Annotated in this window: 20 protein-coding genes and 1 tRNA gene; 14 read left to right on the top strand and 7 right to left on the bottom strand. The window is 72.7% G+C overall.

The features are described from left to right. Positions 1 to 95: 95 nt before the first annotated feature. The 4 genes from E7Z53_RS11440 to E7Z53_RS11425 all read right to left on the bottom strand — a co-directional run bounded on the left by E7Z53_RS11440 (position 96) and on the right by E7Z53_RS11425 (position 5,238). Entirely contained in the window at positions 96 to 1,121 is a 1,026-nt protein-coding gene (locus E7Z53_RS11440) for an NUDIX hydrolase (RefSeq protein WP_017834241.1), read from the bottom strand. A 108-nt stretch (positions 1,122 to 1,229) separates the two neighbouring features. After that, positions 1,230 to 3,509 carry an RNA degradosome polyphosphate kinase gene (locus tag E7Z53_RS11435; RefSeq protein ID WP_176337780.1) on the bottom strand — a complete coding sequence of 760 codons (2,280 nt, stop codon included), beginning with the start codon at positions 3,507 to 3,509 and terminating at the stop codon, positions 1,230 to 1,232. A 61-nt stretch (positions 3,510 to 3,570) separates the two neighbouring features. Next, positions 3,571 to 4,503, bottom strand: coding sequence for a mycothiol synthase (gene mshD, locus E7Z53_RS11430; protein ID WP_176337779.1), 933 nt, complete (start codon positions 4,501 to 4,503; stop codon positions 3,571 to 3,573). Between the two features lie 51 nt (positions 4,504 to 4,554). Next, complete coding sequence (locus E7Z53_RS11425; protein WP_017834238.1) at positions 4,555 to 5,238, bottom strand: response regulator transcription factor; 684 nt, start codon at positions 5,236 to 5,238, stop codon at positions 4,555 to 4,557. A 242-nt stretch (positions 5,239 to 5,480) separates the two neighbouring features. Here E7Z53_RS11425 and E7Z53_RS11420 point away from each other — a divergent pair, with 242 nt between their 5' ends. The 3 genes from E7Z53_RS11420 (at position 5,481) to ygfZ (ending at position 7,896) form a co-directional block, all read left to right on the top strand. Beyond that, a complete protein-coding gene (locus E7Z53_RS11420; protein WP_251355408.1) occupies positions 5,481 to 6,086 on the top strand; it encodes a hypothetical protein in 606 nt (201 codons plus the stop codon). A 116-nt stretch (positions 6,087 to 6,202) separates the two neighbouring features. After that, entirely contained in the window at positions 6,203 to 6,802 is a 600-nt protein-coding gene (locus E7Z53_RS11415; RefSeq protein ID WP_017834235.1) for an FABP family protein, read from the top strand. Positions 6,803 to 6,807: 5 nt separating this feature from the next. Beyond that, positions 6,808 to 7,896, top strand: a complete 1,089-nt coding sequence (ygfZ, locus tag E7Z53_RS11410; protein ID WP_017834234.1) for a CAF17-like 4Fe-4S cluster assembly/insertion protein YgfZ — start codon at positions 6,808 to 6,810, stop codon at positions 7,894 to 7,896. A gap of 95 nt (positions 7,897 to 7,991) precedes the next feature. Here the strand turns inward: ygfZ and E7Z53_RS11405 are convergent, their stop codons facing one another. Next, positions 7,992 to 9,023 (bottom strand): 6-phosphofructokinase, encoded by a 1,032-nt coding sequence (locus tag E7Z53_RS11405; RefSeq protein ID WP_017834233.1) that lies wholly within the window; start codon positions 9,021 to 9,023, stop codon positions 7,992 to 7,994. Between the two features lie 190 nt (positions 9,024 to 9,213). On the opposite strand from E7Z53_RS11405, the gene ppk2 reads away from it, so the two are divergent. After that, positions 9,214 to 10,125, top strand: coding sequence for a polyphosphate kinase 2 (gene ppk2 / locus E7Z53_RS11400; RefSeq protein WP_035924909.1), 912 nt, complete (start codon positions 9,214 to 9,216; stop codon positions 10,123 to 10,125). A gap of 84 nt (positions 10,126 to 10,209) precedes the next feature. Here the strand turns inward: ppk2 and E7Z53_RS11395 are convergent, their stop codons facing one another. Both E7Z53_RS11395 and E7Z53_RS11390 read right to left on the bottom strand, forming a co-directional pair. Continuing rightward, complete coding sequence (locus E7Z53_RS11395) at positions 10,210 to 10,557, bottom strand: hypothetical protein (RefSeq protein ID WP_017834232.1); 348 nt, start codon at positions 10,555 to 10,557, stop codon at positions 10,210 to 10,212. Continuing rightward, positions 10,554 to 11,759: a pyridoxal phosphate-dependent aminotransferase gene (locus E7Z53_RS11390; RefSeq protein WP_176337778.1), complete on the bottom strand. Its 1,206-nt coding sequence runs from the start codon at positions 11,757 to 11,759 to the stop codon at positions 10,554 to 10,556. The genes E7Z53_RS11395 and E7Z53_RS11390 overlap by 4 nt, the downstream gene beginning before the upstream one ends. A gap of 283 nt (positions 11,760 to 12,042) precedes the next feature. Between E7Z53_RS11390 and E7Z53_RS11385 the strand changes: the two genes are divergently transcribed. The 10 genes from E7Z53_RS11385 to rpoB all read left to right on the top strand — a co-directional run bounded on the left by E7Z53_RS11385 (position 12,043) and on the right by rpoB (position 24,221). Beyond that, positions 12,043 to 12,115 (top strand) — tRNA-Trp (locus tag E7Z53_RS11385). A 109-nt stretch (positions 12,116 to 12,224) separates the two neighbouring features. Continuing rightward, positions 12,225 to 12,497 carry a preprotein translocase subunit SecE gene (secE, locus tag E7Z53_RS11380; RefSeq protein WP_017833270.1) on the top strand — a complete coding sequence of 91 codons (273 nt, stop codon included), beginning with the start codon at positions 12,225 to 12,227 and terminating at the stop codon, positions 12,495 to 12,497. 84 nt (positions 12,498 to 12,581) lie between these two features. Continuing rightward, entirely contained in the window at positions 12,582 to 13,430 is an 849-nt protein-coding gene (gene nusG, locus E7Z53_RS11375; protein ID WP_176337777.1) for a transcription termination/antitermination protein NusG, read from the top strand. 146 nt (positions 13,431 to 13,576) lie between these two features. After that, a complete protein-coding gene (gene rplK / locus E7Z53_RS11370; RefSeq protein ID WP_017833272.1) occupies positions 13,577 to 14,008 on the top strand; it encodes a 50S ribosomal protein L11 in 432 nt (143 codons plus the stop codon). 89 nt (positions 14,009 to 14,097) lie between these two features. After that, entirely contained in the window at positions 14,098 to 14,805 is a 708-nt protein-coding gene (rplA, locus tag E7Z53_RS11365; protein WP_017833273.1) for a 50S ribosomal protein L1, read from the top strand. Positions 14,806 to 14,950: 145 nt separating this feature from the next. Beyond that, positions 14,951 to 16,102, top strand: a complete 1,152-nt coding sequence (locus tag E7Z53_RS11360; RefSeq protein ID WP_035924897.1) for a GNAT family N-acetyltransferase — start codon at positions 14,951 to 14,953, stop codon at positions 16,100 to 16,102. Between the two features lie 299 nt (positions 16,103 to 16,401). Continuing rightward, the gene (rplJ, locus tag E7Z53_RS11355) at positions 16,402 to 16,926 is read left to right on the top strand and encodes a 50S ribosomal protein L10 (RefSeq protein WP_017833275.1); all 525 of its coding nucleotides are present in this window, start codon (positions 16,402 to 16,404) and stop codon (positions 16,924 to 16,926) included. A gap of 98 nt (positions 16,927 to 17,024) precedes the next feature. Next, on the top strand, positions 17,025 to 17,408 hold the full coding sequence (gene rplL / locus E7Z53_RS11350) for a 50S ribosomal protein L7/L12 (protein ID WP_017833276.1): 384 nt from the start codon (positions 17,025 to 17,027) through the stop codon (positions 17,406 to 17,408). A gap of 198 nt (positions 17,409 to 17,606) precedes the next feature. Then, positions 17,607 to 20,435, top strand: coding sequence for an aminomethyl-transferring glycine dehydrogenase (gene gcvP, locus E7Z53_RS11345; protein ID WP_176337776.1), 2,829 nt, complete (start codon positions 17,607 to 17,609; stop codon positions 20,433 to 20,435). 276 nt (positions 20,436 to 20,711) lie between these two features. Then, positions 20,712 to 24,221 (top strand): DNA-directed RNA polymerase subunit beta, encoded by a 3,510-nt coding sequence (rpoB, locus tag E7Z53_RS11340; protein ID WP_017833278.1) that lies wholly within the window; start codon positions 20,712 to 20,714, stop codon positions 24,219 to 24,221. The last annotated feature ends 51 nt before the right edge of the window (positions 24,222 to 24,272 follow it).

The raw sequence follows: 24,272 nt of genomic DNA, 5'->3' as shown, positions 1-24,272 counted from the left end.
GCGGTCCGTGGCGGGTGGCTCGTGGCGGGTGGTGCGCTGCGGTCCCGGCGGTTGCGGGACGGTGCGCCGCGGGTCCTGCGGCGCCGGGCCGGGGGTCAGTCGTCGAAGGGCTTCACGAGCTCCACGGAGACCACCCGCCGGCGGTGCCGGCGGGAGACCTGCAGCACGATCATCTCGCCGGGGGAGAGGTACGGGTCCTTGGCCGGCAGCTGCGCGGCGAGCTCTGGGCTCGCGTGCCGGGCGATGACCTTGAGGACCGTGGGCAGCACCGGGCGGTGCGTGCACAGCGCCACCGGCGTGTCCTTGTCGAACATGGTCTGGGCCACGGCGGCCGCCTTCTTGGGGTGGCGCTTGTGCGAGGCCTCCGTGAGCTGCGGGCGCTCCCGCACGGAGACCCCGGCCTTGCGCGCGTACGGCACCACGGTGGACAGGCAGCGCAGCCAGGGGGAAGTGAGGACCCGCTCGGGGGACCACGCCCGGAGCAGCCGGGTCACGGCGAGGGCCTGGCGCTTGCCGGTCGCGGCCAGCGGCCGGTCGCCCTCGGCCCGGGACCAGGCCGAGCGCGGCTTCGCCTTGGCGTGGCGCACCACGATCGCCGGGCGCGTGGCGAGGTCCCCGCGCTCGTGCAGGTCCACCAGGGCCGCCAGCGGCTCCCGGTCGGAGGGGTTGGTCAGCATCCGGTGCGCGTCCTCGGGCGAGACCCAGCGGACGGCGTCCACCTCCTTGCCATCGGGCTCGGGCCGTGCGCCGGGGCCGAACTCCGCGGCCCAGTAGTGCACGTCCTTGCACCCGTCCTTGACGTCGTAGCGGATCGTGGGCAGGGGCACGCCCAGGCGCGGCAGCAGGCCGATCTCCTCGCTGACCTCCCGGTGGGCGGTCTCGGGCAGCGTCTCGCCGTCGTCCTGCTTGCCCTTGGGGAAGGACCAGTCGTCGTAGCGCGGCCGATGGATGACCAGCACCTCGAGCCCGCCGCCCGTCCGGCGCCAGCACAGGCACCCGGCCGCGAGCACGTCGGCGGGCCGCCCGCTCCCGGCCGCGCCGCTCGTGCCGGTCCTGCCGCCCGCCCGGCCGGGGCTCTCGGCCGGGCGCTGCTCGGTGGTCTTCTCTGCGGTCCTGGGCATGGCCCCTCTTTCGTCCCCTGTCCGTGGTGCACGGGCGTGCCGGGGCCCGCGGTCCGGACCGTCGGGCGGCACCCCCACGATGCTACCGCTGACCCGTTCCACCGCCGACTAGATCGTCGGCCGGCCGAGGGCCCGGCTGCGCAGCAGGTGCTCCTGGACGTCCACGAGCGGGTTCCCCTCGGCGTCCCGGTGGTGGCGGGTCCACACGCCCTCGGCGTCCAGGTGCCAGCTGGCCGTGGCGTCCGAGACGTAGCGGGCGAGCAGCCGCACGAGCGCGGCCGCCTGCTGGGGGTCCGTGATCCGCACCAGGGTCTCCACCCGGCGGTCGAGGTTGCGGTGCATCATGTCCGCCGAGCCGATGTAGACGAGGGGATCGCCGGCGTTGCAGAACGCGAAGACCCGGGAGTGCTCCAGGAACCGGCCCAGCACCGAGCGGACCCGGATGTTCTCGCTCAGCCCCGGCACCCCGGGGCGCAGGGCGCAGATCCCGCGGACCACCACGTCCACGGGCACCCCGGCCTGCGAGGCCCGGTAGAGGGCGTCGATCACGGCCTCGTCCACGATCGAGTTGCACTTGACCTGGATCCGGGCCGGGCGGCCGGCCCGGTGGTGGCGGATCTCGGCCTCCACGAGGTCGACGAGCCCGGAGCGCACGGAGCGGGGCGCCACGAGCAGGCGCTGGAAGGTGGTCTTGGGCGCGTAGCCGGAGAGCTGGTTGAAGAGCCGGGAGACGTCCTCCCCGACCTCCGGGTCGCACGTGAGCAGCCCCAGGTCCTCGTAGAAGCGCGCGGTGGAGGGATGGTAGTTGCCGGTGCCGATGTGCACGTACCGGCGCAGCCCGTGCTCCTCCTGGCGGACCACGAGGGAGAGCTTGCAGTGGGTCTTCAGCCCCACGATGCCGTAGACCACGTGCACCCCGGCCTGCTCGAGCTTGCGGGCCCAGGAGATGTTGGCCTGCTCGTCGAAGCGGGCCTTGATCTCCACCAGCGCCAGCACCTGCTTGCCGGCCTCGGCGGCGTCGATGAGTGCGTCCACGATGGGGGAGTCGCCAGAGGTCCGGTACAGGGTCTGCTTGATGGCCTGGACCTTCGGGTCCGCGGCGGCCTGCTCCAGGAAGGCCTGGACGCTCGTGGCGAACGAGTCGTAGGGGTGGTGCAGCAGCACGTCCCGGGCCCGGGTCGCGGCGAAGACGTCCGCCGCCTTGGCGGTCTCCGCGGCGTTGAGGTAGCGGGAGGTGTGGGCCACGTGGCGGGCGTAGTGCAGCTCCGGGCGGTCGATGCCGGCGATGACCCCCAGCCCGCGCAGGTCCAGCGGGGCGGGCAGCCGGTAGATCTCGGACTCGTCGATGCCCAGCTCGGAGACGAGCAGCTCGAGCACCTCCGTGCTGATGCTGTCCGTGACCTCCAGGCGCACCGCGGGACCGAAGCGGCGGCGCAGCAGCTCCTTCTCCAGGGCCTGCAGGAGGTTCTCGGCGTCGTCCTCCTCGACCTCCAGGTCCTCGTTGCGGGTCACGCGGAACACCTGGTGCTCCTCGACCTCCATCCCGGGGAACAGGTCGTCCAGGTGCTGGGCGATGACGTCCTCGAGCGGGATGAACCGGGCCTGGCCGTTCGGCAGGCGCGAGGCCCGGGACCCGTCCACCGACAGCAGCCGGGGCAGCTGGTCCGGGACCTTCACGCGGGCGAACAGCCGCTTGCCCGACTGCGGGTTGCGGACCATCACGGCCAGGTTGAGGCTCAGCCCGGAGATGTAGGGGAACGGGTGGGCCGGGTCCACGGCCAGCGGCGTGAGGATGGGGAACACCTGCCGGTGGAAGTCCCCGGTGAGCCGCTCCCGGGTGGCGGCGTCCAGGTCCTCCCAGCCGACCAGGTGGATGTTCTGCCGGGTCAGCTCGGGCCGCACCAGGTCGTGGAAGGCCCGCGCGTGCCGCTCCTGCAGCTCGTGGGCGCGCGCGGCGATGGTGGCCATCTGCTCCGCGGGGGAGTGCCCGGAGGCGGCCGGCCGGGCGATGCCCGTGGCGATGCGCCGCTTGAGCCCGGCCACCCGGACCATGAAGAACTCGTCCAGGTTGGAGGCCACGATGGACAGGAAGTGCACCCGCTCCAGGAGGAAGAGGTCCGGGTCCTCCGCGAGCTCCAGGACCCGGGAGTTGAACGCCACCCAGCTGGCCTCGCGGTCCAGGAAGCGCTCGGGCCCGTGCCGGCCCTCCAGCACCTGCCGGGCCGCGGGCACGGGGTCGTCGATCCGGTCCCGGTCCCCGTGGCTCCGGGCGGAGTCGGGGAGCTCGTCGGGGCCCCCGGGGGGTGCGGTGCCGGACCCGGCGGCCGGGGCCCCGGGGGCGCCCGGGGCCGGCGCGGACTGCGGGCTGTCCTGCTGGTGGGTGGTCATCACGGTCCTGTCTCGTCGTGCCCGCCCCGGCGGTCCGGGCGCGGGAGGATCGGGTGGCGGGTCAGCCGGGGAGGGTGCCGGCGTACATCACGTCGAGGTGCCAGGGCCGGAACCCCAGCGCCTCGTACAGCCGCATCGCGGCGGCGTTGTCCCCGTCCACGTAGAGCATGACCTCGTCGAGCCCCTGCCGGGCGAGGTGGTTGACGCCGGCGGCGGTCAGCGCCCGGCCCAGCCCCGTGCCCTGGTGCCCGGGGGCCACGCCCACGGCGTACACCTCGCCGAGGGGACCGCGCTCGGCGTCGGCGGCGTGCACCTTGGTCCAGTGGAAGCCGGCCACGGTCCCGGGCTCGTCCTCCCGGACGGCGAGCAGGAAGCCGGCGGCGTCGAACCACGGCTCGGCCTCCCGCTGCCGGAGGTCGTCGAGGGTCATCCTGCCCTGCTCCGGGTGCTCGGCGAAGGCGTCCGCGTTGACCCGCAGCCACTCCTGCTCGTCGCGGCCGGGCTCGAACGCCCGCAGGCGGAAGCCCTCGGGCATCGCCTCCGGGAGGGGCAGGTCCGCCGCGCCGCGCAGCGGGCGCAGCAGCCGGTGCAGGTCCCGCACGGGGGCCAGGCCGTGCCGGGCGGCGAGCGCGGCGGCGGCGGGGTGCCCGCCGTGCGCCCAGGCGCGCACCGTGCCGGTGGTCCCGGCGGCCACGGCGCCGGCCAGCGCCGCGCCGATCCCGGCGCCGCGGTGGGCGGGGCCGACCACGAGCTCCACGAGGTGGGCGCCGTCGGGCTCGGGCACGCGCACGGCGGCGCCGAGGAGCTCCCCCTCGCGCGAGCGCGCCAGGACGGTGCGGACCCGGCCGTCGCGCGCCGAGCGCAGGTCCACCAGGGTCTGGTCGGAGAACGGCGGGTCGCCGTCCGCGGCGGCGGCGCGGGACGCGAGCGCCACGATCTCCTCGGCCGGCGGGACGTCCGGGCGGTCGAGGTCGTACGGCACGGAACGGGACATGGGGACCTCCTGCGGAACGGGATGGGGCGCACGGACCGGGTCGGGAGGTGCTCAGCCCTCCCGGGCCCGCGTCGTGGCGAAGCTGTAGCCCACGTTACGCACCGTGGTGATCAGGTGCTCGTGGTCCGCGCCCAGCTTGGCGCGCAGGCGCCGCACGTGCACGTCCACGGTGCGGGTGCCGCCGTAGTAGTCGTAGCCCCAGACCTCGCTGAGCAGCTGGGCGCGGGTGAAGACCCGCCCCGAGTGCTGGGCCAGGTACTTCAGCAGCTCGAACTCCTTGTAGGTGAGGTTCAGGGGCTGGCCGTTGACGTGCGCGGAGTACGCGGCGTCGTCGATGACCACGGAGCCCGCACGGATGCGGGTGTCGTCCTCGGGGACCTCGGCCGTGCGGGAGGAGGCCAGGCGCAGCCGCGCCTCGACCTCCGCGGGGCCGGCGGTGTCGAGCACGACGTCGTCGACCATCCAGTTCGCGGCCACGGCCGCCATCCCGCCCTCGGTGAGGACCATCAGCAGCGGCGCGGCCAGGCCCTTGGCGGTGAGCAGCTGCGCGAGGTTGCGGGCGGTGATCAGGTCGGTGCGCCCGTCCAGCAGGACCACGTCCGGGGACCGGCCGTCGAGGCTGCCGGACACGGTCCGCGTCGGGGCGACCGAGACCTTGTGGTTGAGCAGGTCGAGGGCCGGGAGCACCGATGCCGAAGGTCCGTCCGCGTCGGTCAGCATCAGGATCTGGAACACTCGTGCTTCTCCACTCTGGCGTACGGACTGAGCTGTCAGTATAGGTCCGGGCGGGCGACCGGCTCCGCGACCTAGCCGGCCCGGAGCGTCCCGCGGCCCGTGCCCGCCCGCACCCCGCGCCCGGTTCCCGGTCCTGCACCCGGTCCCGGCGCTCCGCCCGCGCCCCGCGGCGAGCCGCTATCGTTGCTCGTGTCCGCCCGGGCGCAGGTCCCGACCCCCGACAGTGCAGGAACCCGATCACCATGAGATATGCCATGATCGCCGCGTGCAGCGTGGCCGGGCTGGTGGCGGCCCTCGTGGCGGTCGCGGTCGCCGGGCCCGCGCCGCTGGTGCTGGCGCTGGGCATGTCCGTGGTCATCGGCTTCGGCTGGCCGGCGGCCACCGGCATCGCGGCGAGGCACCGCCACAACGTGATCATGACCGCCGCCGGCGTCGTCGCGGCCCTGCTCGTGCAGTTCCTGCCCGGCCAGCAGCTCGTGTGGCTGCCCGCCGTCGTCGGCGTGGCCCTCATGACGGTGTTCGCGGCGGAGCTGGTGCGCGGCGAGGGCGCCGAGCACCGGCTCGAGTCCGCGATCGCCTCCACGGCGGGCGTGCTGGCGGCGGTCAGCTCCTCCGGCTGGATCGCCCTGGCCGGCGACTACCGGGCCACGGGCCCGGACCCCGCCCTGCTCGTGGTGGTCGGCGCCGTCCTGGCCGCGCTGGTGGCCCTCGTGGGCGGGCGCGTCATCGCGGCGGCCCCGAAGAGCTCGCCCAAGCGGGGCGTCGTGGCCCTCGGCGTGACCCCCGTGGCGTTCCTCGGGGTGGGGGCCGTGTTCACTGCCCGGCTGGTGAGCACCGTGGTAGTTTAGGGCCATGCTTGCACTCGAAATCTTCTACCTCGCCCTGCTCGGCATCTCGGGCCTGTTCATCGCCGGGATCTCCCTGAAGGTGGTCCTCGGACTGTTCAAGGGACAGCACTAGTCCCGTGCCGATCGAGATCCCTTCGGATCTGCTGCCCGAGCTCGTCCCCTTCGCCTGGCTGCTGGGCACCTGGGAGGGCGACGGCTTCATGGGCTACGGCGAGGTCGAGCAGCGGCCGTTCCGGCAGCGCGTGACCTTCGAGCAGAACGGGCTGCCGTTCCTCGACTACCGGGCACAGACCACGCTCCTCGACGACGAGGGGCAGCCGATGCGCCCGGCCACCGTGGAACAGGGCTTCTGGCAGCTCGACCGCACCCTCGAGGACGGTGACGTGGGCCCCGGGATGCTCCCGCCGGACCTCGTGCCCGTGCTCCAGGGCGCCGAGGACGTGGAGCGGATGCGCAACGCGGACGGCGGCTTCGACGTCCTCGTGACCCTGACCCACCCCGGCGGCGTCGCCGAGCTCTACGCCGGGCAGATCAAGGGCCCGCGGATCGATCTCGCCACGGACGCCGTGATCCGCGCCCGCGGGGCCAAGGAGTACAGCTCCTCGACCCGCATGTACGGCCTGGTCCACGGCGACCTGTTCTGGGCCTGGGACATGGCCGCCCTCGGCGAGCCCCTGACCACCCACGCCTCCGCGCAGCTGCGGAAGATCGGCTGAGTTCCGTGACCGAGCACCGTTCCCCCCTGCTCCACCGGCCGGGCGCCGTCGAGGCCGAGGGCCTGGACCGCGGGGTGGCCGCCCACTACGGCGACCCACTGCGCGAGCAGCGCTCCCTCGTGCGCACCCCCGGCACCGTGGTGGACCTCTCCCACAAGGGCGTCGTGACCGTCACCGGGCCCGACCGGCTCAGCTGGCTCACCACCCTCTCCTCCCAGGTGCTCACCGGGCTCGAGCCCGGGCGCAGCACCGAGACCCTCTTCCTGTCCGTGCAGGGGCGGATCGAGCACGCCCCCCACGTGGTGGACGACGGCACCAGCACCTGGCTGATCACCGAGGCCGACGAGACCGCGGCCCTGGTGGCGTGGCTCGAGCGCATGCGCTTCGCGCTGCGCGTCGAGATCGAGGACCGCACCGGGCAGTGGGCCGTGCTCGGCGCCACGGGCCCCGTGCCCGGCCTGCCCGCCACGGTCGTGTGGCGGGACCCCTGGCCCCACGTCGCCCCCGGCGGGTGGAGCTACGCCGTCCTCGACGGGCCCCACCCCGGCGAGGAGCGCACCTGGTGGGAGCACCTCGTGCCCCGCGACGAGCTCGACGCCCTGACCCTCGACCTCCCCCTCGCCGGCGCGTGGGCCGCCGAGGCGCTGCGGATCGCCGCGTGGCGCCCCCGCCTGGGCGCCGAGACGGACGAACGGACGATCCCGCACGAGCTCGACCTCCTGCGCACCGCCGTGCACCTGGCCAAGGGCTGCTACAAGGGCCAGGAGACCGTCGCACGGGTGCACAACCTCGGGCACCCGCCCCGCCGGCTGGTGCTGCTCGACCTCGACGGGTCGGAGCACACGCTGCCCGCCGCCGGGGCCGAGGTGGTCGCGGGGGAGCGCACGGTGGGGCGCGTCACCTCCGTGCAGCTCCACCACGAGCAGGGTCCCATCGCCCTGGCCGTGCTCAAGCGCACCGTCGATCCCGCCGCCGAGCTCGTCGTCACCGACGGCGAGCAGCGGTGGGCCGCGGCGCAGCAGGTCGTCGTGCCGCCGGACGCCGGGCAGGTGGTCGGCCGGCAGACGGGCTTCCTCCGCGGGCCCCGCCCCTGACCTCGCCGGACCCCGGGACTCCCGTCACCGACGTCCGCCCCGGGCCCCGGGCGGCGCGGACCCGCAGGCCTGACCGACCGGGGCCGCCGCCCGCCTCAGCGGCCGAAGAGGACGCGGGCCTCGTCCCAGCGGTCCTGGGGAACGGTCTTGAGCCCCTCGAGGGCCTCGGCGAAGTCGACGCGGACCATGTCGGTGCCGCGGATGGCGACCATCCGCCCCCACTGCTTCTCGTGCACGAGGTCGACCACGGACATCCCGAAGCGGGTGGCGAGCACGCGGTCGAAGCCCGTGGGGGCGCCCCCGCGCTGGATGTGCCCGAGCGTGGTGTTGCGGGTCTCGATGCCGGTGAGGCGCTCGATCTCCTGCGTGACGTACTCCCCGATCCCGCCCAGGCGCGGACGGCCGTCGGCCTCGGTGCCCTTCCCTGCGAGCACGTCCTCCCGGTCCTCGGGGATGAACCCCTCCGCGACGACCACCAGCGGGGAGCGGCCGCGGTCGTAGACCTCCTGCACCCAAGCGCAGACCTGGTCCATCGAGACCTTCTGCTCGGGGATCAGCACCGCGTGGGCGCCGGCGGACATGCCCGAGTGCAGCGCGATCCACCCGACGTGGCGGCCCATGACCTCGGCGACCATGCACCGGTGGTGGGACTCCCCGGTGGTGCGCAGCCGGTCCATGGCGTCGGTGGCGATGGACACGGCCGTGTCGAAGCCGAAGGTGTAGTCCGTGGCCTGCAGGTCGTTGTCGATGGTCTTGGGCACCCCCACCACGGGCAGCCCGGCGTCGGCCAGGCGCTTGGCGCCGGCCAGGGTGCCCTCCCCGCCGATGGCCACGATCGCGTCCACCGCGTGGCGCTCGAGCATCACCCCGATGTTCTCCGGCCCGCCTCCGGGCCCGGAGTAGGGGTTCGTGCGGGAGGTGCCGAGGATGGTCCCGCCCTCCCGGGCGAGGCCGCGGACCCGGGTGCGGGGCAGGTCCATGATGTCGCCCTCGAGCACCCCGCGCCAGCCGTCGCGGAAGCCCACGAACTCGTGGCCGTAGGTCTTGATCCCGTGCAGCACGGCGCCGCGGATCACCGCGTTGAGTCCGGGGCAGTCCCCGCCGCTGGTCAGCAGTCCGATCTTCATTCGTACAGTCTCCTCCGGGTGGGCGGGGCGTGCGTGGCGGGCCGGACGTGCGCCGGCAGGCCCAGTCTAGTGAGTCCGGGCCAACACGGCAGGGCCGGGCCCGGCCGTGTTGGCCCCCGGCGCCGCCCGCCCGCCCGCGGCCTAGACTTCCGGGAAGAGGGCCCCGACGGGCCCGGAAGGAGGGGTGGCGTTGAACACGGACAAGGAACCGGCCCGGGAGAACCTGCGGGAGTTCATCGACAAGCTGGTCGACCAGGGGTACACGGTGCGGGACGGGCAGTCCCCGGACCCGGATCTCATCGATCCCGGGGGATCGGCCGTGGAGACCTGGCGGGAGGACTACCCGTACGACGAGCGGCTGTCGCGCGAGGAGTACGAGCTCGAGAAGTACCAGCTGCAGATCGAGCTGCTGAAGTTCCAGTACTGGGGCCAGGACCACGACCTCCAGCACGTCATCGTGTTCGAGGGCCGGGACGCCGCCGGCAAGGGCGGGACGATCAAGCGGTTCACCGAGCACCTCAACCCGCGCGCCGCCCGGGTGGTGGCCCTGACGAAGCCCTCGGACCGGGAGCGGGGCCAGTGGTACTTCCAGCGCTACATCCAGCACCTGCCCACGGCGGGGGAGATCGTGATGTTCGACCGCTCCTGGTACAACCGCGCCAACGTCGAGCGCGTCATGGGCTTCTGCACGGACCCGCAGTACGAGCAGTTCATGGCCCAGGCGCCCGTCTTCGAGAAGATGCTCGTGGACTCCGGCATCCACCTCACCAAGTTCTGGTTCTCCGTGACCCAGCACGAGCAGCGCACCCGGTTCGCGATCCGCCAGATCGACCCCGTGCGCCGGTGGAAGCTCTCGCCCATGGACCTGGCGTCCCTGGACCGGTGGGAGGACTACACCGAGGCGAAGGAGGAGATGTTCCTGCGCACGGACACCGACCACGCCCCGTGGATCACGGTGAAGTCCAACGACAAGAAGCGCGCCCGGCTCAACGCGATGCGCTTCTTCCTGGACCAGTTCGACTACGAGGACAAGGACCCGGACGTGGTCTATCCCCCCGACCCGCTGATCGTGCGCCGCGGCCTGGAGGCCGTCGGCGACTGAGGTGCGGCCCGGGGACGCGGGACGACGACGGCGCCGCCCGTCCCCTTCCGGGGGCGGGCGGCGCCGGTGCGCGGCGGTCGCGGCTCAGCGGCCGGGGCGGTCCACCAGGACGGTGTTGGCGGCGGCGTTGACGGCGGTCACGGCCAGGACCGACGGCCAGGCCCCGATCCGCCGGGCCAGCGGGTGGGAGAGCCCGAAGCCCAGGACGTAGAGCGCGCCGAGCGCCGCCGTGGTGCCCGGCCCGCCGCGGTGCCACCACGTGTGGGCGGCCGCCGCGCCGGCCGCGGCCAGCACCGCCCCGCCCAGGGGGCGGACGCCGGTCGCCCGGGCGGTGGCGTACCCGCCGATCAGCCCGGCGCTCACGAGCGCCGCCGCGGGCACCTGCTCCGCCGCGGCCACGGCGGTGTCCCGGGCGTCCGTCGCGGCGCTCACGCGGCGCCGCCCAGGTACTCCTGGAGCCGGCGCAGGCCCTCCGCGAGGTCGTCGTCGCCGAGGGCGTAGGACAGGCGCAGGAAGCCGGAGGGGCCGAACGCCTCGCCGGGCACCACGGCCACCTCCGCCTGCTCCAGGATCAGCTCGGCCAGCTCGGCGGAGGTCTGCGGCGTCGCGTCGCCGAAGCGCCGGCCGAGCAGGCCGCGCACGTCCGCGTAGGCGTAGAACGCGCCGGTCGGGGTGGGGCACTCCACGCCGTCGATGGCGTTGAGGGCCTCGACCATGACCCGGCGGCGGCGGTCGAAGGCCTCCCGCATCCGGTGGGCCTCGTCGAGCGGGCCGGACACGGCCGCCAGCGCGGCCCGCTGGGCCACGTTGTTGACGTTGGAGGTCAGGTGGGACTGCAGGTTCGTGGCCGCCTTGATGACGTCGGGGGCACCGATCATCCAGCCCACCCGCCAGCCGGTCATCGCGTACGTCTTGGCCACGCCGTTGAGGACGACCACGTTCTCGCCCAGCTCCGGCACGGCGGCGGCGATCGAGGTGAACGGCACGCCGTCGTAGGTGAGGTGCTGGTAGATCTCGTCGGTCAGCACGAAGATCCCCTTCTCCGCCGCCCAGCGGCCCACGGCCGCGGTCTCCTCGGGGGAGTACACGGCGCCCGTGGGGTTCGACGGCGAGCAGAACAGCAGGGCCTTGGTGCGCTCGGTCCACGCCGCCTCGAGCAGCTCGGGGGTGACCTTGTAGCCGAGCTCCGGTCCGGCGAAGACCTCGACCGGGTTGCCCCCGGCGAGCTTGATGGCCTCGGGGTAGGTGGTCCAGTACGGGGCGGGCAGCAGGACGTCGTCGCCCTCGTCCACGACCGTCGCGAAGGCCTGGAACACGGCCTGCTTGCCGCCGTTGGTGACGAGCACCTGGGAGGGCTCCACCGCGTAGCCGGCGTCCCGGGCGGTCTGCTCGGCCACCGCCCTGCGCAGCTCGGGCAGGCCCGCGGCCGGCGTGTACCGGAAGTTCGCCGGGTCCTGCAGGGCGGCCGCGGCGGCGTCCACGATGTACTGGGGGGTCGGGAAGTCGGGCTCCCCGGCGCCGAAGCCGATCACGGGCCGGCCGGCGGCCTTGAGGGCCTTCGCCTTCGCGTCCACGGCGAGCGTCGCGGACTCTGCGATGGCGCCGACGCGCCGGGAGATGCGGGACGTGGTCATGACCGGGGGCCTCCTGGAGGGGAACGGGCGGTCTCCGCCGGGTGCGGGGACGGCGGTGCGGACGCCCCCATGCTACTCGGGCGTCCGCACCGCGGGCCCGGCGCCCCGGCGGCCGCGCCCGCCCGGATTGCACCCCGCCGCCCGGGTCGCCTAGGATGGACGACTGGTGTCATCGGCGCCTGCTCGGCCGCGCCGTCACGGCGGGACCGGATGGTAGAGTCGGTGACCGGGTCCGAGCGATCGAGACCGGCGTCCCCACGCCGGCCGAGGCCGCGAGGCACGTAGGGCAGTGGCGCAATTGGTAGCGCAGCGGTCTCCAAAACCGCAGGTTGCAGGTTCGAGTCCTGTCTGCCCTGCTCCAGTCCGGGGTGGTCCCCGGCACCCCCACGGGGTGCCGGGAGCCGCCGCGGCGACGGCGGGCCGGCAGCACTGCGCGGCCCGCACGAGTCCACACAGGGAGAGCCGATGTCGCAGACCACCGCCGGCCGCGCGTCGGGCCAGCCCCCGGAGCAGGGCGCGGAGAGCCCCCGCGGCGTCTTCGGGCGCCTGTTCCTGTTCCTGCGCCAGGTCGTCGGCGAGCTCCGGAAGGTGGTCACCCCCACCCGGCGCGAACTGGTCAACTACGTCCTGGTCGTCCTCGTGTTCGTCGCGTTCATGATGGTGCTCATCTCGGTCCTGGACCTGGCGTTCGGCCAGGCCGCCCTGTGGATCTTCGGGCAGGGGGACGCCGCCGGCTGATCCGGGCGGCGCACGGACCGGCGCGGCCGGCCACCGTGACCCAGCAGAGCACGACATCCACGAAAGAACTTTGAGGGAGATCCAGTGACCGAGCACGAGCTCGAAAACGGCACCGAGGCACCGGCCGAGGTCGACCAGCAGGCTCCGGAGCTGCCGGAGGCCGAGACCTCCGTGCAGGAGGACCACTTCGCGGCCGCCCACGACCCGGAGCACGCCCCGGTCGCCGACGAGGCTCCCGCCGCGCCCGCCGACGAGGAGGCCCCGCTCGAGGCGGAGGCCCCGGCCGACGAGGAGGCCCCCGCGGCCGAGGACGAGGCGCCCGCCGTGGACCCCGTCGAGGAGTTCAAGTCGAAGCTGCGCCGCCAGGAGGGTGACTGGTACGTCATCCACACCTACGCCGGCTACGAGAACCGCGTGAAGACGAACCTCGAGACCCGCATCCAGTCCCTCAACATGGAGGACGACATCTTCCAGATCGAGGTGCCGATGGAGGAGGTCGTCGAGATCAAGAACGCCCAGCGCAAGATCGTGCGCCGGGTGCGGATCCCGGGCTACGTGCTGGTGCGCATGAACCTCACCGACGCCTCCTGGGGCGCGGTCCGCCACACCCCGGGCGTCACCGGCTTCGTCGGCCAGGACGCCTACAACCCGGTGCCGCTGCGCCTCGACGAGGTCTTCGAGATGCTCAACCCGGTCTTCGAGGCGCCGCAGGGCGCGGGGGCCGAGTCCTCCGCCCAGCCCAGCGCGCAGCCGCAGATCGACGTCGACTTCGAGGTCGGCGAGTCCGTCATCGTCAAGGAGGGCCCCTTCGAGACCCTCCCCGCCACGATCTCCGAGATCAAGGTGGAGTCCCAGCAGCTGGTCGTCCTCGTGTCGATCTTCGAGCGCGAGACCCCCGTCACCCTCGGCTTCAATCAGGTCTCCAAGATCTGAGCCCCGCGGGCCGCTCCGGCCCGCCCCAGTTCCCGGCCCCGCGGTGCATGCTTCGCCGCCGGGCCGCCCGGCCGCCGCGCCACGGCGGCCACCCGCCGTCGTACGCTCCTGTGCGCCGGTACGTCCAGCAGAAGAAGGACCAGCACATGGCTCCCAAGAAGAAGAAGGTCTCCGGCCTGATCAAGCTGCAGATCCAGGCAGGCGCCGCCAACCCGGCTCCTCCCGTGGGTCCGGCCCTCGGTCAGCACGGCGTCAACATCATGGAATTCTGCAAGGCCTACAACGCGGCCACGGAGTCCCAGCGCGGCAACATCGTGCCCGTGGAGATCACGGTCTACGAGGACCGCTCGTTCACCTTCGTCACGAAGACCCCGCCCGCCGCGCAGCTGATCAAGAAGGCCGCCGGCGTCGCCAAGGGCTCGGGTGTCCCGCACACCCAGAAGGTCGGCAAGCTCAGCATGGACCAGGTCCGCGAGATCGCCGAGACCAAGAAGGAAGACCTCAACGCCAACGACATCGACGCCGCCGCGAAGATCATCGCCGGCACCGCCCGCTCCATGGGCATCGAGGTCGAGTGACCAGCCTCGGCTGATCACCACCCACCGTTATTGACGTGGCAGGGCCGAGCGCGGCCCGCAGACCACAACTGCACAAGGAGAAGAAGCAGATGGCAAAGCGCAGCAAGGCATACCAGGCGGCCGCCGCCAAGATCGACGCGGGCACGCTGTACGCCCCGGCCGAGGCCGTGGCCCTGGCCAAGGAGCTCGACACCGCGAAGACCGACTCCACCGTGGAGGTCGTCCTCCGCCTCGGTGTCGACCCCCGCAAGGCCGACCAGATGGTCCGCGGCACCGTGAACCTGCCCAACGGCACCGGCAAGACCGCCCGCGTCGTCGTCTTCGCGACCGGCGACAAGGCCGCCGCCGCGGAGGAGGCCGGAGCGGACTACGTCGGCTCCGACGACCTGATCGCCCGCATCCAGGGCGGCTGGACCGACTTCGACGCCGCCGTGGCCACCCCGGACATGATGGGCAAGGTCGGCCGGCTGGGCAAGGTCCTCGGCCCCCGCAACCTGATGCCGAACCCCAAGACCGGCACCGTCACCATGGACGTGACCAAGGCCGTCAACGACATCAAGGGCGGCAAGATCGACTTCCGCGTCGACAAGCACTCGAACCTGCACTTCATCGTGGGCAAGACGTCCTTCGAGCTCGAGAAGCTGGCGGAGAACTACGGCGCCGCCCTCGAGGAGATCCTGCGCCTGAAGCCCTCCGCGTCGAAGGGCCGCTACATCACGAAGGCGACCGTCTCGACCACGTTCGGGCCGGGCATCCCGGTCGACCCGAACGCCACCGAGGTCGTCGTCGGCGCCTGACGCCGTGCACCGGAGCCCGCGGGGCTCCGACGGGTGGGGGCCCGGCCGATGCGGCCGGGCCCCTTCCCGTCCGACGGGACCATTCCTCCCACGACCCAGCAGCCGGCGGGCGTCCGCCGGCGCCCACGGAACGGAGACCCCCCACGTGAGCGAGCACCCCCCGGTGCGCATCGAGCAGATGCGCATCCCCGACGAGTTCGACGACGCCGCGCAGGAGCTGCTGGGGCGCGTCGCGGAGCTCGTGCGCCGGTCCCGGCAGCACGTGTGGGGGATCTCGGACCTCACCGGTGACGCCCAGGAGCTCTACCGGGACCTGCTGGACCCCTTCGAGCGCGTGGTCGTCCTGCTGGCGTGGGCCGGGGACCGGCTGGCGGGACGGGCCGAGGTGCGGATGCCCCTGGTCACGCTCACCGACTCCGCCCACATCACCGTCGACGTGGACCCCGACGTCACCTCGCAGGGCACCGGCAGCGAACTGCTGGCCGCCGCCGAGCAGCTCGCCGTGGGCGAGTCCCGCCGGCACCTGCGGATCCAGACCGAGCACCCCGGGCCCGAGGAGATCCAGGGCGACGGCAGCGTCACCGGGGTCTTCCCGCTGGTCACGCCCGGGATGGTCGAGTGGGTGGACGCCGCCGACGGCTCGGGCCGGCTGCCCGTGTCCAACCGGCAGACCCGCTTCGCCCTCAGCGCCGGCTACCGGCTCGAGTCGGTCAGCGACTTCGGGGTGCTGGACGTCCCCCTGCCGCCCGAGCGCGTCGCGGCCCTGCTGGACGAGGTCGCGGCCTCGCCGGCGCAGGAGCCGTACCGGATCCACGTCTGGAGCGGCCCGGCCCCCGAGGACCGGCTCGACGAGCTCGCCGCCCTGCACTCGCGCATGGCGACCGACTCGTTCCTGGCCCCCGTGGCCGCCGCCGAGCCAGAGCCCTGGGACGCCGAGCGCGTGCGGCGCACCGAGCAGCTGCGCGCCGAGGCGGGCAACCTCTCGCTCGTGGCCGTCGCCGAGCACGAGCCCACCGGACGCCTCGTCGGGATGACCGAGATCGTCCTGGCGGGGGAGGAGCCGCCGATCGGGATGCAGGACGAGACCGTGGTCCTGCGCGAGCACCGCCGCCGGTGGCTCGCCACCCGGCTGAAGCTGGCCAACCTGCAGCAGCTCGAGCGGCTGGCCCCGAGCGTGCGCACCGTCTACTCCTGGAGCCACAGCGGCGACGACCGGATGAGCCGGGTCAACGCCCGGCTGGGCTTCCGCGTGGCCGGGCGCAGCGGCGTGTGGGCCCGCGACTTCCCCTCCGCCTGAGCCGGGTCCGGGGCCGCCCCGGAGCCGATTTGGCCGCGGCGGGGGCCTCCGGTAGCCTGGGAGACACCAAAGACCGCCGGTCGTGGTCCCCCTGCCCCGTGCGCCCCGTTTCGGAGTGCGCGAAGCGGAAGGACAGCCGTAAGAGTTCCGCCAGGAACCGCCAGCGCAGGTGAACCAGCACAGCGAGCACCGCCCGTCCTGCACGGGGTGCGACGCCGAGCCCCGGGCATCTGCGCGGGGCTTTTTCTGTGCCCGGGCCCTTGCGGCAGCGACCGGCATCGAAGACCGGAAGGAGTACCATGGCGAACCCGGAAAAGGCAGCCGCGGTCGCCGAGTTGAAGGAACTGTTCTCCAACTCGGACGCCGCTGTCCTGACTGAGTACCGCGGCCTCACCGTGGCCCAGCTCAAGGAGCTGCGCCGCTCGCTCGGTGAGAACGCCGAATACGCCGTGGTGAAGAACACGCTGACCGCGATCGCGGCCAAGGAGCTGGGGATCGACGCGTTCGACGGCCAGCTCGCCGGCCCGAGCGCGATCGCCTTCATCTCGGGGGACCCCGTCGAGGCCGCCAAGAGCCTGCGTGACTTCGCCAAGGCGAACCCGCAGCTCGTCGTCAAGGGCGGTTACCTCGAGGGCAAGGCCCTGAGCGACGCGGAGATCAAGCAGCTCGCGGACCTCGAGTCCCGCGAGGTGCTGCTGGCCAAGGTGGCCGGTGCCGCGCAGGCGTCCCTGTCCCAGGCCGCGGCGCTGTTCCAGGCACCGCTGTCGAAGACCGTCCGCACGGCCGAGGCGCTGCGCGCCAAGGTCGAGGAGCAGGACGCCTGACCAGCATCCCCGCCGCGAGGCACATTCTCACCACGGAACCAGACCGTCCCGCGCCGACGAACCCGGCCGGGGCACACCATCGAAAAGGAGCCACAACCATGGCCAAGCTCACCACCGCTGAACTGATCGACGCGTTCAAGGAGCTCTCCCTCATCGAGCTCTCCGAGTTCGTGAAGGCCTTCGAGGAGACCTTCGACGTCACCGCCGCCGCCCCCGTGGCCGTCGCCGGTGCCGCCGCTCCGGCCGCCGCCGCCGAGGAGGCCGAGGAGCAGACCGAGTTCGACGTCGTCCTCGAGGCCGCCGGCGAGAAGAAGATCCAGGTCATCAAGGAGGTCCGCGCGCTGACCTCCCTCGGCCTCAAGGAGGCCAAGGACCTCGTGGACTCGGCCCCCAAGGCCGTCCTCGAGGGCGCCACCAAGGAGGCCGCGGACAAGGCCAAGGAGGCCCTCGAGGGCGCCGGCGCCACCGTCACCCTCAAGTAGGACCCCGGACGCGTCCCTTCACGGACGCTCCTGCGAGGCCCCGGACGCACGGCGTCCGGGGCCTCGTGCCGTGCCGGGCCCGGACGGTCTGTGGGAGACTGGGGGCACGACCACATCGGCCGCCCACGCGCAGCGGGAGAGTCCGGGCGGGGGAGGGCGGACGGGCCCCACCGGGCCTCGGACCACGAGGAGCTCACCTTGTCCTTCCTGCCACGCCACCTCGGCCCGGACGCCGCCGAGACCGCGATCATGCTCGAGACCGTCGGCGCGGCCGACCTCAACGAGCTCGTCGCCCGCGCCGTCCCCGCGACCATCGCCTCCTCCGAGCCGCTGGGCCTGCCCGCCCCGATGTCCGAGCACGAGGCCCTCGCGGCGCTGCGCCGGGTCGCGGCGAAGAACCGGGTGATGACCCAGATGATCGGGCAGGGCTACGCGGACACCGTCACCCCGCCCGCGCTGCGCCGCAACATCCTCGAGAACCCCGCCTGGTACACCTCCTACACCCCCTACCAGCCCGAGATCTCGCAGGGCCGCCTCGAGGCCCTGCTCACGTTCCAGAACGCCGTCATGGACCTCACCGGCCTGGACCTGGCGAACGCCTCCCTCCTGGACGAGGCCACCGCGGTGGCCGAGGCCGTGCTCATGATGCGCCGGGCCAACCGGAAGGCCACGAGCCGGCGCGTCGTCGTCGACGCCCGGACGCTCCCGCAGACCCTCGCCGTGCTGCGCGGGCGCTGCCGGGCCGTGGGCATCGAGCTGGTCGTCGCCGACCTCGCCGAGGGGCTGCCCGAGGGCGAGCTCTTCGGGGTGGTCCTGACCCAGGTGGGCGTCGACGGCGAGGTCGTCCCCCTCGCCGAGCGCGCCGAGGAGGCGCACGCGCGGGGGGCGCTCGTGGCCGTGGCCACCGACCTGCTGGCCCTGACCCTGCTGCGCTCCCCGGGGGAGCAGGGCGCGGACATCGCCGTGGGCTCGGCCCAGCGCTTCGGGGTGCCCCTGTTCTTCGGCGGGCCCCACGCCGCGTTCCTCGCCTGCCGCAAGGGCCTCGAGCGGAACCTGCCCGGTCGCCTGGTGGGCGTCTCCACCGATTCCTCCGGCCGGCCCGCCTACCGGCTGGCCCTGCAGACCCGCGAGCAGCACATCCGCCGCGAGAAGGCCACCTCGAACATCTGCACCGCCCAGGCGCTGCTGGCCGTCGTGGCCGGCGCCTACGCCGCCTACCACGGCGCGGACGGGCTCCGCGCCATCGCCGAGCGCGTGCACGGGCTGGCCGCCCGCCTGGCCGCCGGGCTCGCCGCGGCGGGCGTGCGCGTGGTCCACGACCGGTTCTTCGACACCGTGCTCGCCGAGGTCCCCGGCCGCGCCGACGCCGTCGTGGCCGCCGCCGCGGAGCGTGGGATCAACGTCCGCCGGGCCGGCGCGGACCACGTCTCCGTGTCGGTGGGGGAGCCCCACGACGAGCGCGACGTCGACGCCGTGCTCGCGGCCTTCGGCGCCGCGGCTACGGACGACGCGGGCGGGGCGTGGGACCTGCCCGCCGAGCTGCTGCGCACCGACTCCTACCTGACCCACCCCGTGTTCACGCTGCACCGCTCCGAGACCGCGATGATGCGCTGGCTGCGCTCCCTCGCGGACAAGGACCTGGCCCTCGACCGGACCATGATCCCGCTCGGCTCCTGCACCATGAAGCTCAACGCCGCCGCGGAGATGGAGCCCATCAGCTGGCCCGAGTTCGCCTCGATCCACCCGCTCGCCCCCGAGGACCAGACCCTCGGCTGGCGCGAGCTCATCGCCCAGCTCGAGTCCTGGCTCACGGAGATCACCGGCTACGCCGCGGTCTCCGTCCAGCCCAACGCCGGCTCCCAGGGCGAGCTCGCCGGGCTCCTCGCGATCCGCCGCTACCACCTCTCCCGGGGCGACCGGCAGCGCACCACCGTCCTCATCCCGTCCTCGGCCCACGGCACCAACGCCGCCTCCGCGGTGCTCGCGGACCTCAAGGTGGTGGTCGTGGCCACCGCCGGGGACGGCTCCGTGGACCTGGACGACCTCGCCGCGAAGATCGGGAGCGTGGGGGAGGAGCTGGCGGGCATCATGGTCACCTACCCCTCCACGCACGGCGTGTTCGAGGAGCAGATCACGGCCGTGTGCGAGGCCGTGCACGCGGCGGGGGGCCAGGTCTACGTGGACGGCGCCAACCTCAACGCGCTCATGGGCCTCGCCCGGCCGGGCCGCTTCGGCGGGGACGTCTCCCACCTGAACCTGCACAAGACCTTCTGCATCCCGCACGGCGGCGGGGGGCCCGGCGTGGGGCCCGTGGCCGTGGCGGAGCACCTCGTGCCGTTCCTGCCCGGGGACCCCGCGGCCCCGGACGGCGGGGAGGACTCCTTCCCCGTGTCCCAGGCCCGCCACGGGTCGGCCGGGGTGCTGCCGATCTCCTGGATGTACATCGCCATGACCGGCGCGGAGGGGCTCACCGCGTCGTCGCGCACCGCGATCCTCAGCGCGAACTACGTCTCCGCCCGGCTGGCCGACGTCTTCCCGACCCTCTACACCGGCCCGGGCGGGTTCGTGGCCCACGAGTGCATCCTCGACCTGCGCGCGCTCACGAAGGCCTCCGGGGTGACCGCGGAGGACGTCTGCAAGCGGCTCGTCGACTACGGCTTCCACGCCCCCACCCTCGCGTTCCCGGTGGCGGGCACGCTCATGGTGGAGCCCACGGAGTCCGAGAACCTCGCGGAGCTCGACCGGTTCGTGGCCGCGATGCGCGCGATCCACGCGGAGATGACCGCCGTGGCCGACGGCGAGGTCGCACTCGAGGACTCGGTCCTGCGCCGCGCGCCGCACACCGCGGAGGTGCTCACGGCCGACGAGTGGGACCGTGCCTACCCCCGGTCCCGGGCCGCCTACCCGCTGCCCGAGCTGCGCCGCGCCAAGTTCTGGCCGCCCGTGGGCCGGGTGGAGAACGCCGCCGGGGACCGCAACCTGGTCTGCAGCTGCCCGCCGGTCGAGGCGTTCGCGGCCGCGGGCTGACCCGCGGGCCCGGCGCCCCCGGTGCCGGTGAGACCCGGAGCACGAAATTTCCCATCCTACGACCGGTGGACGCCCGCGTCCACCGGTCGTGTGGACAGAGCCGCACTTCGCGTCTATGCTGGATCTTTGCGTTGTCCCTCATTCTGCGTGCCTTCATATAGCGGTGGGCGCCCCCGGGGAGCGAACCAGCATCTCGAGTCCGCTGGCCCTCGCCCACCCGTATCCCCGATTCGGGAACTGCGCGATTCAACTGCAGGTCTGTGGAAGGAATCCATCTTGGTCGCCTCGAGCACCGATTCGAACGTAACCGCTAACCGACCGGCCGACGGGAACATCCCGCGCCGCATCTCCTTCGCCAAGATCCATGAACCGCTGGACGTGCCGAACCTGCTGGCCCTCCAGACGGACAGCTTCGACCGTCTCGTGGGCAACGAGCGGTGGCAGGCCCGGGTCCAGCAGGCCATCGAGACCGGGGAGCAGGGCATCGCCCGCACCTCCGGGCTGTCCGACATCTTCGAGGAGATCTCCCCGATCGAGGACTTCCAGGGCACCATGTCCCTGTCCTTCTCGGAGCCGGAGTTCTACGACCCGAAGTACACCATGGACGAGTGCAAGGACCGGGACGCCACGTACTCGGCGCCCCTGTACGTCAAGGCCGAGTTCATGAACAACAACACGGGCGAGATCAAGCAGCAGACCGTGTTCATGGGCGACTTCCCGCTGATGACCGAGAAGGGCACCTTCGTCATCAACGGCACCGAGCGTGTCGTCGTGTCCCAGCTCGTCCGCTCGCCGGGCGCATACTTCGAGCGCGGCCAGGACCGCACCTCGGACAAGGACATCTACTCCGCGAAGATCATCCCCTCGCGCGGCGCGTGGTTCGAGCTCGAGATCGACAAGCGCGACCAGGTGGGCGTGCGCCTCGACCGCAAGCGCAAGCAGTCGGTCACCGTGCTGCTCAAGGCCCTCGGCTGGAGCGAGTCCCGCATCCTCGAGGAGTTCGGGGAGTTCGACTCCATCCGGGCGACCCTCGAGAAGGACACCGTCGAGTCCCGCGAGGACGCGCTGCTGGACATCTACCGCAAGCTGCGCCCGGGGGAGCCGCCCACGGTCGACGCCGCGCAGGCGCTGCTCGACAACATGTACTTCAACTCCAAGCGCTACGACCTCGCGAAGGTCGGCCGGTACAAGATCAACCGGAAGCTGGGCCTCGACAAGGCGTTCGAGGACGAGGACGCCTCCGTGCTGTCGGTCGACGACATCGTCGCGATGATCCGCTACCTCGTCACCCTGCACGCCGGCGGCGGCACCATGAAGGGCGTGCGCGACGGCGAACCCCGCGAGGTCGTCGTGGACGTCGACGACATCGACCACTTCGGCAACCGCCGCATCCGCGCCGTGGGCGAGCTGATCGAGAACCAGATCCGCACGGGCCTGTCCCGCATGGAGCGCGTGGTGCGCGAGCGCATGACCACCCAGGACGTCGAGGCGATCACCCCGCAGACCCTGATCAACATCCGTCCCGTCGTGGCGGCGATCAAGGAGTTCTTCGGCACCTCGCAGCTGTCGCAGTTCATGGACCAGAACAACCCGCTCGCGGGCCTGACTCACAAGCGCCGCCTGTCCGCGCTCGGCCCGGGCGGTCTCTCCCGGGACCGCGCCGGCATGGAGGTCCGTGACGTCCACCCGTCGCACTACGGCCGCATGTGCCCGATCGAGACCCCCGAGGGCTCCAACATCGGCCTCATCGGCTCGCTGGCGACCTACGGGCGGATCAACCCGTTCGGCTTCATCGAGACCCCGTACCGCAAGGTCGTCGGCGGCCTCGTCACCGACGAGGTCGAGTACCTCACCGCCGACGACGAGCGCGGCGTGACGATCGCCCAGGCCAACGCCCCGCTGGGCCCGGACAACCGGTTCGCCGAGGACGCCGTCCTCGCGCGCGCCGCCGACGGCTCGGGCGAGGCCGTGCTGGTCGACCCGACCGCCGTGCAGTTCATGGACGTCTCCCCGCGCCAGATGGTGTCCGTGGCGACCGCGCTCATCCCGTACCTGGAGCACGACGACGCCAACCGCGCGCTCATGGGCGCCAACATGCAGCGCCAGGCCGTGCCGCTGCTCGAGTCCGAGGCCCCGCTCGTGGGCACCGGCATGGAGCGCTACGCGGCCCTGGACGCCGGGGACTCCGTGCTGGCCCGCAAGGCCGGCGTGGTCGAGGAGGTCTCGGCGAACCTCGTGCGCGTGCTCAACGACGACGGGACGACCACGGTCTACCCGATCAACAAGTTCACGCGCTCCAACCCGGGCAACACCTACAACCAGCGCGTCATCGTCTCCGAGGGCGATCGCGTCGAGGAGCGCTCGGTCATCGCCGACGGCCCCTCCACGGACCAGGGAGAGCTGGCCCTGGGCAAGAACCTGCTGGTCGCCTACATGTCCTGGGAGGGCCTCAACTACGAGGACGCGATCATCCTCTCCCAGCGCATGGTCTCGGAGGACGTGCTCACCTCGATCCACATCGAGGAGCACGAGATCGACGCCCGCGACACGAAGCTGGGCGCCGAGGAGATCACCCGGGACATCCCGAACGTGTCCGAGGAGGTGCTGTCCGCCCTCGACGAGCGCGGCATCATCCACATCGGCGCGGAGGTCCAGGCCGGCGACATCCTCGTGGGCAAGGTCACCCCGAAGGGCGAGACCGAGCTGACCCCGGAGGAGCGCCTGCTGCGGGCGATCTTCGGCGAGAAGTCCCGCGAGGTGCGCGACACGTCCCTGAAGGTGCCCCACGGCGAGTCCGGCACCGTCATCGGCGTGCGCGTCTTCGACCGCGACGACGAGGACGACGACCTGCCCGCGGGCGTCAACCAGGTGGTCCGGGTGTACGTGGCGCAGAAGCGCAAGATCACGGACGGCGACAAGCTCGCCGGCCGCCACGGCAACAAGGGCGTCATCTCGAAGATCCTGCCCCTGGAGGACATGCCGTTCCTCGAGGACGGGACCCCCGTGGACATCATCCTCAACCCGCTGGGCGTGCCCGGCCGCATGAACCTGGGGCAGGTCCTCGAGGTGCACACCGGCTGGCTCGCGAAGCAGGGCTGGAACATCGAGGGCGACCCCGAGTGGCTCGACCGGCTGCCGAACTTCCCGAAGCAGTCCGGCCCCACGAACGTGGCCACCCCGGTGTTCGACGGCGCGCGCGAGGAGGAGATCTTCGACCTCCTCGACCACACCAACCCGACGCGCGACGGCGTGCGGCTGATCGACCGGTCCGGCAAGGCCCGGCTGTTCGACGGCCGCTCCGGCGAGCCGTTCCCGGACCCGGTGTCGGTCGGCTACCAGTACATCCTGAAGCTGCACCACCTCGTGGACGACAAGATCCACGCGCGCTCCACCGGCCCGTACTCCATGATCACCCAGCAGCCGCTGGGCGGTAAGGCGCAGTTCGGCGGCCAGCGCTTCGGCGAGATGGAGGTCTGGGCGCTCGAGGCGTACGGCGCCGCCTACACGCTGCAGGAGCTGCTGACGGTCAAGTCCGACGACGTGCACGGGCGCGTGAAGGTCTACGAGGCCATCGTGAAGGGCGAGAACATCCCCGAGCCGGGTGTCCCCGAGTCCTTCAAGGTCCTCATCAAGGAGATGCAGTCGCTGTGCCTGAACGTCGAGGTGCTCTCGGCGGACGGCAACACCATCGAGATGCGCGATTCGGATGACGAGGTCTTCCGGGCGGCCGAGGAACTGGGCATCGATCTCTCGCACTCCGAGCCCAGCTCGGTCGAAGAGGTCTGATCCCGCTCGGTCCACCCCGACGAGACGTCAACTTTTCCAGAGAAAGAGATA

This window comes from Kocuria salina, assembly GCF_013368965.1.
Classification (GTDB): domain Bacteria; phylum Actinomycetota; class Actinomycetes; order Actinomycetales; family Micrococcaceae; genus Kocuria; species Kocuria rosea.
Note: the sequence above shows the minus strand (reverse complement) of the source record. Positions and strands in the feature narration are given on the sequence as shown.

What these genes read in the sequence shown, in the direction of transcription:
- E7Z53_RS11440 (WP_017834241.1), bottom strand. Translation starts at nt 1,121, where the DNA reads ATGCCCAGGACCGCAGAGAAGACCACCGAGCAGCGCCCGGCCGAGAGC.
- E7Z53_RS11435 (WP_176337780.1), bottom strand. Translation starts at nt 3,509, where the DNA reads ATGACCACCCACCAGCAGGACAGCCCGCAGTCCGCGCCGGCCCCGGGC.
- mshD (WP_176337779.1), bottom strand. Translation starts at nt 4,503, where the DNA reads ATGTCCCGTTCCGTGCCGTACGACCTCGACCGCCCGGACGTCCCGCCG.
- E7Z53_RS11420 (WP_251355408.1), top strand. Translation starts at nt 5,481, where the DNA reads ATGAGATATGCCATGATCGCCGCGTGCAGCGTGGCCGGGCTGGTGGCG.
- E7Z53_RS11405 (WP_017834233.1), bottom strand. Translation starts at nt 9,023, where the DNA reads ATGAAGATCGGACTGCTGACCAGCGGCGGGGACTGCCCCGGACTCAAC.
- E7Z53_RS11390 (WP_176337778.1), bottom strand. Translation starts at nt 11,759, where the DNA reads ATGACCACGTCCCGCATCTCCCGGCGCGTCGGCGCCATCGCAGAGTCC.
- secE (WP_017833270.1), top strand. Translation starts at nt 12,225, where the DNA reads ATGTCGCAGACCACCGCCGGCCGCGCGTCGGGCCAGCCCCCGGAGCAG.
- rplK (WP_017833272.1), top strand. Translation starts at nt 13,577, where the DNA reads ATGGCTCCCAAGAAGAAGAAGGTCTCCGGCCTGATCAAGCTGCAGATC.
- rplA (WP_017833273.1), top strand. Translation starts at nt 14,098, where the DNA reads ATGGCAAAGCGCAGCAAGGCATACCAGGCGGCCGCCGCCAAGATCGAC.
- rplJ (WP_017833275.1), top strand. Translation starts at nt 16,402, where the DNA reads ATGGCGAACCCGGAAAAGGCAGCCGCGGTCGCCGAGTTGAAGGAACTG.
- rplL (WP_017833276.1), top strand. Translation starts at nt 17,025, where the DNA reads ATGGCCAAGCTCACCACCGCTGAACTGATCGACGCGTTCAAGGAGCTC.